Below are 12,479 nucleotides of genomic sequence, written 5' to 3' on the forward strand. Positions count from 1 at the left end.
AATTTTACTAATGGTGAAAGTACTTGCAAGCTTTATTATTGTCATTTCTCTATTCTTCATTAATAAATATTACCACAGAGAAGGATTACTAGCGCATCATATATCCTCTTTACATCAATCATACCTTATAAAGCAATCGGATACAGGCCGGTTAATGTATGGCTTCTATGCAAATGAAGGGGAATCTGATAAAATTAATCGAATTCCCGACTTTTCTTATGCAGGATATATGGGAGGAGGTGTTCGAATACCTAATGTACCTGTTAAATTAGTTTTGGAACCTAAACCTGGAGATAACAAAAAGCAGATACAGGATGCTATTGACAGAGTCAGTTCTATGTCCATTGATAACAGCGGGTTCAGAGGAAAGATTCTTTTAAAGGCTGGTAACTATCATATAAATGGCAGTTTAAGAATCAAAACAAATGGTGTAATCTTAGCTGGTGAAGGACATGATGAAAAGGGAACAGTTTTGATAGCAACCCAAGAGTCTAAACATACCTTTATTTATTTGGGAAATGCCTCGAACAAATCTAAGAAAATTGAGGATACAGCTACGCGTATAACTTCTGATTATGTAGCAACCGGGAGCAATAGCTTTACTGTTGAAACAGCTTTAAAATATGAAGTCGGTGACACTATTGTGATTCAAAAGACCCCTAATGAGGACTGGATAATAAGGCTTGGCATGAGTCAGTATGGGTGGACACCTGAAGCATATCAGGTTCTGCATGAGAGGATAATTAGTGGTATCAAGGGTAATCAAGTTACGATAAACATACCTATAGTAGATCCTATAAAGGCAAAGGATGGCGGAGGTACAATTTATAAGTTTATAAGTAACAGAGCAACGAAACAATCTGGAATCGAAAATATCAGATTGGTTTCGTCTTATATGCATGATGAAGACGAGGAGCATGGGTGGAATGGAATTAAGCTGCAGATGGCTGAGAACTGTTGGGTGAGAAATGTAACAGTTCTTTATTTTGGTTTCTCAGCTGTAACAGTAGATAAAAATTCTGCTTTCAACACTATTGAGGATTGTGCAATGCTTGACCCTATGGCCAAGACAGAAGGTAAAAGAAAATATTCCTTTAATATGGGTTTAGGCAGTTTTAATTTGTTTCAACGATGCTATACCCGTGGAGGTCGTCATGACTTTGTAACAGGCGCAAGAGTTTCTGGACCTAACGTATTCTTAGATTGTTATGCTGATAGTGCTAAGTCTGATATCGGGCCCCACCAACGATGGGCTACAGGCACCCTATTTGATAATGTACAAGGACAAAACCTCCGTGTACGAAACAGAAGCAGAAGGGGTAGTAAGACGAGACATGGGTGGGCAGGAGCTCAGACTATGTTCTGGAACTGTGTCAGTACGTCCAGCATGGGCATGACAGTTGAGAACCCGCCAGGTAGTATTAATTGGATAGTCGGAGGACAAGCCGCACAAGTTATTGGTAATGGATATATTGAACTACTAGGTAAACAAGTTTTACCAAGAAGCCTTTATCTGGCACAATTACAAAATAGGCTTGGCCTAGAAGCTGTCATAAATGTTACTACACCCATGCAGAGGTCAGGTACTATCTATTCCAATTTAATAAGGTAAACAGCTTAAACAAATAACTCACTCCAATTTGGTGTAAAGGTCCAAAAGGTGCGCTACATTTACGGATATTGATTTAATCTTACAATACTATTATTATTATTGATGCTGTAGACTTATGGATAACTCATGTGAGCTATACATAAATCCACGGCTATTTCTTTTCTGTATCGCCATGAGAGAGCTCAGTAAATACAAAATAAAACGAAAACCTGCCAAGAATTAGAAGTACATAAAATCAGGCAGACCACTAACTGTAGCTGAACTGTAGAACCACTAAATATAAGGTAGTGTTTGATTTTGCTGAGTTTTTTAAACTGGCTAGTCTTCATAATTGGTCAAGGATTAGCGAAAGCAGTTAGTTCCCCCTTCAGATGTTCAGCTAGAGATTACAATGGTTTCTTCTTTCTCAGTTGTAGGTATAATCTGCTATAACACTAAAGGGTATTTGTAAGAGTCTTTTATAAAACAAAGCGAAAGTCACAACCAAAGATTCTTTGGTTGTGACTTTCGCTTTATCAGAAGAAGAACTACGATCTTTTTTTACTTCTGTCTATCATGATCTATGTTGTGATATTAATTAACGATCAGTTTTGTATCCATGACACCGGAAGGAGCCACCACACGAATTAGATATACCCCACGAGTTAAAGACTTGTCAAGTATGATTTCTTTACTACAGAAACCCAAATCGTCAGTTTTGGCTGCTAATGAGGCTATTAGGCGACCTGTTATATCATGCATAGTGATGACAAGATCTTCATTCTTTTCTAAATTATTCACTTCAATATAGAATTTTGATCCTGAGTTTATAGGGTTAGGGAATACTTTCAAAGTGCGCTCAGTAGTAGCTATCTTTTGGCTTTCTATAGAGCTTAGAGAACTTTGAGAAGTGGTACTCACCGAAGAGGAAGCTTTAAATATTTCCAGACCGGCTATTGCAACCCTATTAACAGTCGGATTAAATTTAATATTCATGTTCCCATCCGTCACGCCTACTACAAAGTCTTTCACTAAGGCAGACCTGTAGCCAACCTCGTTGTGGATATCAAAATTCGGAAGCCTCAACTGATCTTCTATTGTGGTATGGAAGACTCTTGCTCCATTCATAGGGAAATAGTTCTCTACAAAATGCATTCGTACCATGTATTGGCCGTTTGGTATAGGAATGGAATAACGAGTCTCTGCCAGATCGCTCGCTGCTGATAAATAAGTTTGATACAACAGATCGTCATCTGTGCAGGAAATAGGACCAGCTACTATCTGCTTGTCAAGCTTTATTGACCCCTGCCTATAAGATGCATCAGACTCCCAGGTGTTGCCAGCTATGTTCACAGAATTATCTGAGCCGCCTTTTATCCTTTTCACAGCCGTTATAACTGAGGTAGAGTTATCTGCTATTCCATAGAGTGGAATTCGCAGCGGTGAGTCAGAGCTGTTGTAATAGACTAGCAAAGCGGCGTTCTTGATTCCCTGGCTCTTCGGCATGAATTTTACAGTTGCGTTAATATAGTTCTGTGTTGCCAATGTAGTTCCTACTACACCTGTAACGCTGAATTCATCAGCATTCGGACCTACAATTGCAGCGCTTTTGATCTGTACCAATGGATCACTGGAAGTACCTGCGTTGGAAAGTTTAACTGTCGTGGTTTTGCTCGCTCCTATTACAACAGATCCTAGAGAGGCTGCCGAAGGTGTAGCAGACAGTATTGGATAATTCGCAGAACCAGACTCAGGCTTCACATTACTTATAAAATAAACGTTATCCTGGTAATCATAGTTAGTAAAGTCGGAACCAATATAATCGTGTCCAACAATGTAGGCATTCGGAATTACATTGCCGTTATTGTCTATTGCCTTCCATATACGGAGACCAATTTTACCTTCTGAATTCCTTGTTCGATCAGTGTATTGCTTATGAACTCTCAAGCCAAAGGCACCATTAGGGTTGCTGGAGCTAGTGCCAGGTGAGAATGAGCCTTTAGCTACCTCTGTAGTCCCATTTTTAAGAGGCAGTAACGACTGTCCATATAAGGGGTCATGAGTAAAGATAGTCGTTTCTGTTTGACTCGCTTTGTCGTACCTGCGGATTGTTTCTGTTGCAGAGCAACATCCATGATATGCAGCCAGTTGAACGACCGTAACAGGTCTGCTTAAATCAGCTCTTACAAAGAAGGAGACAGCCACCTCATCAGAGTTAGATACAATACTGTTACCATCGTTGGTACCATCATTACTACTAAAACCTACATTGCTTTTCAACCCGAATGCACTTATAATTTCCTTTGCATAAGGTTCATTGTTACCCTCTCCTTTACTTTGCCATAAACCATGTAAAACTACTTTTTTGTAAGGCGTTTTATCATCATTAGAACTAATGTAGAGCGTGTCATTGAGCACTTTCACCCTGGTAGCCTGATCTTTGGCAATGAATTCTACTACAGCTTCTGCCGATGCACCAGGGCTTATGCTTAGAGGCAATGACGAGCTACTGTAACTGTTACCATTGAGTTGAGCAATTTTCCAGCTTGCTGAATTTGATAAAGATAAACTATTGACGGTAAGCGTGTTTTTTCCTTTGTTGCTAATCTTTAAAGTAACTTTACTATGGTTCTCATTATATGGTGTAACTGGATCTGTTCTTCGCCACGGTGTTTGAATAAGTGAGAAAGTTAAACGATCATCTGCAGGAAACCCATCAGTGTTTTGGAGTACCATATAGGTATCATTCTGAGTAGCTTTTACAATTTTAAAATTAGTTACCCCGGTAATCGTTTCATTATTGTTATTATCAACCGCTTTAGCTCGCACAGTATAATCGCCAAGTTGTGTGAGTCTTACAGGTGAGGTATAATTAATATAGGCCCCGCCGTTCAGGCTATACTGGACTGAAGCTATTCCTGAACCACCATTATCTGAAGCATCAACTGAGACTGTGACTTCGTTTGCATACACACCAGGTGACTGAACACTACCTGTCAATACAACAGCCACAACAGGCGGCGTTGTATCATCTCCTGGGTTTGTTACAGTTCCTTCTAATATCTCGATGGCCGAGACGATGGCGTTGTCCTTAAGGGAGGTGAAGTCGATATTGAGGGTGCCGTCGGCGACGGAGACGCCCTCAAAGGTCTTCACGGCCGCGGTAGCCGCCCCGCTCTCTGCGAAGATGTCGTAGTTAGAGAGCACCCGCTGGCCCTCTACGTCCACGTGGAAGACGCGCCTGCCGGCTGCTCCGGTGCCGCCGCCGGGAGCGCCAAAGTATGGCTCCATGAAGTGGAGTTTAACTGTATAGGTGCCGGAGGGCAGGGAGACGGAGTAGCCGAAGGGTGCCCCGCTTGCCGCATAGCGGTAGGTCAGGTAGAGGGCGTCGTCGGTGGTGCCGGCCACCTCGAAGGACTTGGAGGTGGTGACCCCGCCTGAGAAGCCCGCGTCGGCCGCCCAGGTGCGCGACTGGCTGTCGGTATACTGCGGTCCGCCGGCGTTGATGAGCTTAGCGGCCGTTGCTGTCGGTGGCAGTGTGCCTGGATCTGTAGCCTTAAGCAGCGTGATGCGCGGCTGCCCGTCGCCGTTGCCGTCAAAGTACTCAGAGATATAGAGGTTGCCGTTGCGCACGTCCTCGATCACGTCGAGCGGGTTTGCGAAGGGGCGGCGCAGGCCCGGCACCGCGGAGCCCTCAGTGGCGCGGATGATGTCCAGGTTGGAAGTCCCCGGTTCGAGCACCATGATATCGTCGCCGCCGCTGAAGCGGCACACCAGCAGCTTACCGCTCAGTTTGCCCCCGAAGGCGCTGCTCCTGTACTCGATCACTCCGTTAGGAGATTTGTTCAGACCGAAGTCGTAGGCCCAGCCTTTGTGGTTCGGCTCCTTAGGCGTTCCCACGGGGTAGCCGTAGGTTTTTCCGCCCGCCGTCCAGATTACCTCGCCTGGGTCTGTGCCCGAGGTAGGGTTGCCCCCGTTCATTATATATTCGTTGCGCAGCACGTTAGGATGGCCGTAGTAGCCGCCCTTCACCACGCGGAATAGGTAATCGCTCTGCGTGTCCCGCACGTCTGTCATGGCCGGCACGTCAGGCCCAGTATATGTTTGCCCGTTGGACCACACGCTGCCGGACTTCAGCCCTGGCGTATTGCCGCCCGCAGCTGACCCATTGGTGGGCACGTACAGCTGTCCGTTCGAGTGCCATACCAGGTCATAGGCGTTGCGGATGCCAGTGGCGTAGATGGTCAGGGGAGCACTTGTAGACTTGGGATTGTAAGAGCCTCCCTCTTCTGTCTTGGCGTTGATGGGTAGCGACTGCTGCGCTGCCTTGGCAATGTCCAGCCGCAGCACCGCCGCCGACAACAGCTTCTCTGTCCTATAGCCCCAAGCTCCGTCCGGAGCCCCCATAGCTGTGTTGCCGCCCTGCACAAAGTAAAGGGCGCCATCCGGTCCGAAGTCAATGCTGTTGGTGGCGTGGTCCTTGGTGGAGCGAGGAAGGTTAATCACGTAATCCGTCACCTGAGGGCTGGAAGGGTTGGTCAGGTTCACGCGCGAGATCTTGCCGCTCCACTCTGGTGCGTCGGCGAACGCAGGCGAGGAGTGGCTGATCCAGGCGATGAGGTTGCTGGCCGTGGCCGAGGGATCGAAGCGCAGGCCGATGAGCAGGCGCCTTGTAGACCCGAAAGGTGAGATGGTCATGTGGTTTGAGAGGGTGCCGTCAACTTTGATGTCCCAGCGCTCAATCTTGCCACCGGAGGTGGTTGCATACAGCTTACTGTCCGGACCGATAACCAGTGAGGTAAAGCCGTCCGTGCCAAAGGTGTTGTCTACCAAAATCTGCTCGGTGAAGGAAACCCCCGTCAGGTCCGTTGGGGTGTCGCTTGTCGAGGTGATGGTGGTGAAGCGCGAGGTGAACGGCTTCATCATATAGCCATTCAGATCTTTTACCTGGTCGCTGACACTGAACTCGTAGGTGGTGTTCACGGCAAGCGTGGCCGATAGGGTGATGGCGTCACCGGCCGCCGTGGCGTTCACGGCCGTGCCGGTCACCTCCGTCTTGGTGGTGCCGGAGACCTTGTAGAGCTTCACGGTGGAGGTGGTGACCGTGTTGCCGTCCAAGGACTTGCCGCTCGGGTAGGCCACGTCCACGGATACAGACTGGCTCAAAGGCACACTGATAGAGCCGTCTGCCGGGCGCACTGCTGTCACGTACGGCCTGAGGCTTTCCTCGTAGGTGGCCACCTGCAAGGTTACCAGCAGCTCTGCAGAGGTGTAGCCTGCGGCCGAGGCAGTGACTGTGGCCGTGTAGGTGCCTGGGGCAAGGGAACTGGCATCAACTGTGAAGAGCACTTCATTGCCTGATGTGCCCAAGGCAAAGGTTGCGTTGTTTGTACTGGAAAGTGTTTTACCATTGTACAGCAGCCAGGCTGGGGCACTTGAGGTAGTTCCTTCCGTAGCTATTAACTGCACGGTCACTGGGTCCTCATCAGAGTTGTTGAGGTTCACCTTCAGTTCCTTCTGCTGGCCTACCGGCAGGTTCACTGTCGACGAATTAGGTGTGAAAAGAAGGGTGTTGAGGTTTGTCGCTGTTCCCCCCAGTATCTCGATGGCCGAGATGATGGCGTTGTCCCTGAGGGAGGTGAAGTCGATGTTGAGGGTGCCGTCGGCGACGGAGACGCCCTCCAGTGTCTTCACGGCCGCGGTGGCCGCCCCGCTCTCGGCGAAGATGTCGTAGTCAGAGAGCACCCGCTGGCCCTCCACGTCCACGTGGAAGACGCGCCTGCCGGCTGCTCCGGTTCTGCCGCCGGGGGCGCCGTACCAGGGCTCCAGGAAGTGGAGCCTGACGGTGTAGGTGCCTGCACTCAGCGGTACGCTGTAGCTGAAGGGGGCGCCGAGGTCAGCGTGGCGGTAGCTCAGGTAGAGGGCGTCGTCGGTGGTGCCGACAACATCGAAAGATTTAGAGGAGGCCACTCCGCCCGAGAAGCCGGCGTCGGCCGACCAGGTACGCGCCTGGCCGTCGATGAACTGGCTGCCGCCTGAGTTAATGAGTTTAGCGGCCGTTGTTGTCGGTGGAGGTGTAGTGGATTCATCAGATACTGTAAAACTGATGTTTAGCGCTGAACCAACAGTGCCTGTTCCGTTAGATGCATAGTAAGGTGTAGCTTTTAAGGTATAACTACCAACAGCCGGAGTCCAACTATAATAGTCCCAGTTATTGTTGTCTCCGAAAAGAGTATATGGAGCAATATTTTCAGTAACCGTTCTAGTATGTGCACCTGTTAACTCCATTACTACACTTCCTACTGTTTCTGGACTTGTATTAGCGCGAATGTTAAGGTTCTTTGTTGGCAATGCTGCTAAGTTAAGGGTAGCACCATTAGTAAGGGTTTGTATATCTTGGTCTGTATCAGCATTAATCAAAGTGAATGAATTAACTGTTTGCTGAATATTGGTTACGCCTTCCGGGGTTCCTTTGTATGTTGTGCTTGTATTTGAACCTCCAGTATAATAAATGTTTCCTCCCATTACTCCAGCAACTCCAGAAAAGCGGCTTTGAGGTAATGGAGTTAGGTTCTCCCAGGTATTTGTTGCAGGTGAGTATGCCGAAACCATATTGGTACGACCTGTCTTATGTACTGTTTCCCCGCCTAGTACCAGGATTCGTGTTCCAACTATAACCACAGAAGAGGATATGTGGCCACGTCCAGTAGCCCCTGACGGCACGGGGAGGTCTGCCATTTTGCTCCAACTGTTTGTTACCGGATCATAACGGTGTACTTCTTTCTGTGCAGTTAGATGGTCGTCGTGCCCAGTCTGTCCTCCTATATAGTAGATTTTACCCTCATATACTGCTGATCCAGCATGCTGCCTTGGGTTCGGCAGTGAAGCCAATGTCTGCCATCCGGAGGCAAGATTATTTAAATCTAAAACATACAGGTTTCCTAAGTCAATCGTACGCGAAGTGTTGGAACCGGCAATATGATACAATTTGCCATTTAAATACTCAAGCTGGCCTGCAGAAATAGCGATAGGAAGATCAGGCAAACGCACATAGCGATTCTCACCAACGATATACTTCCACACTTCTTTTGTGCCGAATATTTGACCTGTTCCTGTTGAATTAGATGTATAACCGCCTGCAAAGTAAATATCCTTACCATCGTTCGTGAAACCTGCATGCGTTACTCCTCCATAACTGGTGCCGTTCATAGGAGGCATAGAGGCTATAGCAGACCAGTTATTTGCTGCAGGGTCATAAACATAAGCCCGGCTGGTCGGAGTACAGCAGGCTTTTTGACTATCAAATCCCCCAAAGGTGTATAGCTTTCCATTTACTACTTCCCCCTGCGCTTCACTAACAGAATAAGGTTGACTAGCAGCAGTAGACCAGGAAATGGTACTAAAACTCCCTGAGTTATCCTGTATAACCGCTGCAGCATCAACTTTAGCTAATACTTGAGCAGGGAATACCGCAAGTATAAATAGAAAAGTTACGGACATCAAAGCCTTAAACTCTGATTTTGATGAACACTTATAGTAAGGTAAATAAGTATAAGTCTTTTTCATAGGTAATCGGTTTGGAGGGTTATTAAAATAGGGAGTGGCTAATTAGGTTGATTTTTCTCATCCTACTGTATCTAATCAGCAATAGCTTTATCTGGTTTATTTATTAATATTCTATATGATTTTTATAAAACAGTGTCAAAATTATGTTCAAAAAAATATTATAATATCACATATAATGTTTTACGTTATTTTCTAAAAAAGCTTCTTTAAGTCTACATGGAAAAATTGCATGTTTACTTACTTTATAAATGAACTAAAATTGAAGAAGTGTAACATAGACATGTTTTTAAATTATTATCTATAATGTAGGTATTAACTGCTGGTTAGAATAATTAATTTGTTGCCCAGGATTAGGCAATGGGAGGTGGATTCCTTTAGATATATGAGAAATGACATATGCTTACAACTATATTGTCTTGGGAGGACATTGTAGCAGAGATGTCTTTTGCTTGATAAAAGAAGGGGAACGTGAAGTTTATTAACTGAAGTGTGCTTTCAGTATAAGATAAATTATAGCCTTTAACGTACAGTTTCACTGCAATAGCTATCATACGGAGAGAGGGTAAAAGCGACTTGCCTCAGTTCGCGTGCCCTCTGATGTTGCTATTAATTCGTGGAAATATTTTAGATGATTTTGTCTCAATAAATAATCTTTTTAGATGAAGCTTCATTGAGAGATAATAAAAAGTAAAGGTTCTGTTCATCTTGAATAGCAAGTCGTAATCTATACCCTTCCCTTGATTTACCCTTTCTCTTAAAACGGTATAAATACGTCTATTCTGAAATTTTCTGATAGTCTTTATAAGCTTCTTATCGTGAGTGTTCTGTAAGATGTACTCTACGAAAACGGAAAATGAAAATGATATATCTTTCTCTATGGAATTAGTTACCATGTTCACAGAATCGAGGTGATAGTAAGTCATTGACCTCGTAAGTCTTAGATTTTTATGGCTATGCCAGAGGCATCTTATCCATGTATCCATATCGCCCCCTCTTTTGAATCCTTCCTCGGGGAAGCCTCCCGCCTTCTCAAGTAGCTCTTTTTTCATAGATATGCTACCTGTCCACATAGGTTGAGGCTGTTTAAAGAAATCGGTTAAGGTGTATTTCCTAATTGGCTCATTTTGATACTTAGTTGAATACTTGTCTTTGTACATGGTACCATCCTTCACATTCATCCATCCCCAGCATAAAACATCTACAGAAGTATCATTGCTCATTATATTACAGATTGTTTCTAACACATCTGTTTCCCACTCATCATCAGCATCTAAAAAGCATATCCAATCATACGATGCATTTTTAATCCCAAGATTACGTGCCGCATAACCACCAGGACCTGGAATATCTCTCTTAAGTAGCTTTATTCTTGGATCCTGGAATTCTAAAAGCTTTTCCGACGACCCATCTGTTGATGCATCATCAACAAGAATGAGTTCAAAATCAGGTAACGTTTGGTTAAGCACAGATGAAATTGATCTTTCTAGATGGGGCAGCTTGTTGTGCACAGGTATTATCACCGAAAAGTTGGAACTCATGATTACAGATTTATAAGTTTATTTGACACTAGAAATTTTATCTGATTATACCTTATAAGTTTATCCTACTTGTTTTGTTCATGAAATCCTTTATGATTATGTCACCATCTAAGTGCATTATGAACATAGAAGAATATAAGAACTTAACTGTATGCTGCCTTTAGCTAATCTGGTTTAAAATAAGCCAGCTAATGCATTTTTTGTTAAGGTACTATTGTTGGTATAGCTTAAAAAACAGAGGACTGTTAAGGATTAACTGTTTTCTTTTTTGTAAGTTTTAGTACCCCTTTAACCTGACCGATCAACTCGGCTTTCATCATAAACCAGATAATAAGGCCATAACTAGAAACTAAAGCTATCACGTTTATTAGATAATGAACTCCAGAGTTTTCAAGTAAGAAACTAATTGCAGCTGCAAATAAACTAGCTACCAAAGGCGGGCTAACAGCTGTGAAAAGATCTATTAATGTTACATTTAAATACTTCTTTAAATAATACTGTGCAATTGCCACTTCAAGTACTTTGTTAAGAACATAGGCTAACGCAGCTCCAACTATTCCATACCAATATACACCTAGCATAATTGTTGGTACATAAAGAGTTGATTTAATAAACTGCATGCGCATTTCAATCTTAGGTTTTCCTAAACCTCTAAGTAGTACAGCATGACTGTTTACAAGTAAATGTATCATTACAGAGAAGGCAAGTATTTTTAACGGAAGAACAGACTCAACCCACTTAGCTCCGAAGAAGCCCAAAATAAAAGGTTCTCCAAGGACTATTAGGAAAGTCATAACAGGGTACAAGGCAATACTATTGTACTTTACAACTTTAAAATACATCCGTTGAAGGATGCCAGGGTCATGCTGGTTCTGCCCATAAACTGGATACATAACCTTGTTAATCATTTTAGTCAATTGATTTCTGAATGTATCAGTAAGCATAAAAGCGAGTGTATATACACCAAGTGCGGAGGCACTTACAAGTTTACCAATGAGCAGGTAATCAATACTTGACATCAGGACAGTTAAGAAGTTTGTACCTGTGGTGTAAATACCAAAACCAAAAACATCCTTAAAAGCCTGCCTTTCCCATTGTAACTTTGGTTGCCATTTGGTTGCTTTAAAATATAGTGGAATGGCTATAACCAGTGGGGCAAGGGTATTAAAAACTAAAGCCCACACGCCAAAACCCATAAAAGCCAGTGCCACTGCCAATATACCAGCAACTATAGATGAAGTATTTTCGATTAGTGCCAGCTTCTTAAAATTCATTTTTTTTGAAAGCTGAGCCTTATGCACAAGGTTAACAGGGCTGCACAATACTCCTAGACTGAGTATCCGCACTATGTCACGGATCTGTGGCTCATTATAAAAAGCAGCTGCGAGCGGGGCAACAATGAAGAAAATGATTAAATACATAGCTATTGCCCAAACTACACCCGTCCAAAAAGCTGTGTCATAATGCACATCTCTAAGGCTGCTATCCTTTCGTTGGATCAGTGCAGCTCCAATGCCTATATCATTGAAAACTTGTACGAAGCTGGTGAAAACAATCGCCATACCTACTAAACCATACTGCTCAGGAAATAACAGCTTCGCCAGCACCAGCTTTATAGCAAAGGCGAAAACTCTACTTATTAGTAATTCGATAGAACTCCAGATAATTCCGCTAATAATCTTACCCTTTAGTTTCTTCGGTTCCATAAATGTTTACTTGTAACATAAGTTTCTACTCCAGGTTATGCAGGTATTATGACATATGCCAGAAAAGTTGAATGGTAT

General features: G+C 44.2%; 4 protein-coding genes. 1 reads left to right on the top strand and 3 read right to left on the bottom strand.

The window, feature by feature from the left end:
- The first annotated feature begins 10 nt into the window (after positions 1-10).
- Positions 11-1,612 (top strand): hypothetical protein, encoded by a 1,602-nt coding sequence (locus ACFSRY_RS14975; RefSeq protein ID WP_377509369.1) that lies wholly within the window; start codon positions 11-13, stop codon positions 1,610-1,612.
- A 573-nt stretch (positions 1,613-2,185) separates the two neighbouring features.
- Here the strand turns inward: ACFSRY_RS14975 and ACFSRY_RS14980 are convergent.
- From ACFSRY_RS14980 to ACFSRY_RS14990, 3 genes are all read right to left on the bottom strand, one after another.
- Complete coding sequence (locus tag ACFSRY_RS14980) at positions 2,186-9,157, bottom strand: malectin domain-containing carbohydrate-binding protein (protein WP_377509372.1); 6,972 nt, start codon at positions 9,155-9,157, stop codon at positions 2,186-2,188.
- Between the two features lie 578 nt (positions 9,158-9,735).
- Complete coding sequence (locus ACFSRY_RS14985) at positions 9,736-10,695, bottom strand: glycosyltransferase family 2 protein (protein ID WP_377509375.1); 960 nt, start codon at positions 10,693-10,695, stop codon at positions 9,736-9,738.
- Between the two features lie 245 nt (positions 10,696-10,940).
- Complete coding sequence (locus ACFSRY_RS14990; RefSeq protein WP_377509378.1) at positions 10,941-12,401, bottom strand: lipopolysaccharide biosynthesis protein; 1,461 nt, start codon at positions 12,399-12,401, stop codon at positions 10,941-10,943.
- Between the last annotated feature and the right edge of the window lie 78 nt (positions 12,402-12,479).

The organism is Pontibacter locisalis, assembly GCF_042684605.1.
In the GTDB taxonomy this organism is placed as follows: Bacteria; Bacteroidota; Bacteroidia; order Cytophagales; family Hymenobacteraceae; genus Pontibacter; species Pontibacter locisalis.

Coding starts and splice junctions, on each gene's coding strand:
- ACFSRY_RS14980 (WP_377509372.1), bottom strand. CDS start 9,157: ATGAAAAAGACTTATACTTATTTACCTTACTATAAGTGTTCATCAAAA.
- ACFSRY_RS14975 (WP_377509369.1), top strand. CDS start 11: ATGGTGAAAGTACTTGCAAGCTTTATTATTGTCATTTCTCTATTCTTC.
- ACFSRY_RS14985 (WP_377509375.1), bottom strand. CDS start 10,695: ATGAGTTCCAACTTTTCGGTGATAATACCTGTGCACAACAAGCTGCCC.
- ACFSRY_RS14990 (WP_377509378.1), bottom strand. CDS start 12,401: ATGGAACCGAAGAAACTAAAGGGTAAGATTATTAGCGGAATTATCTGG.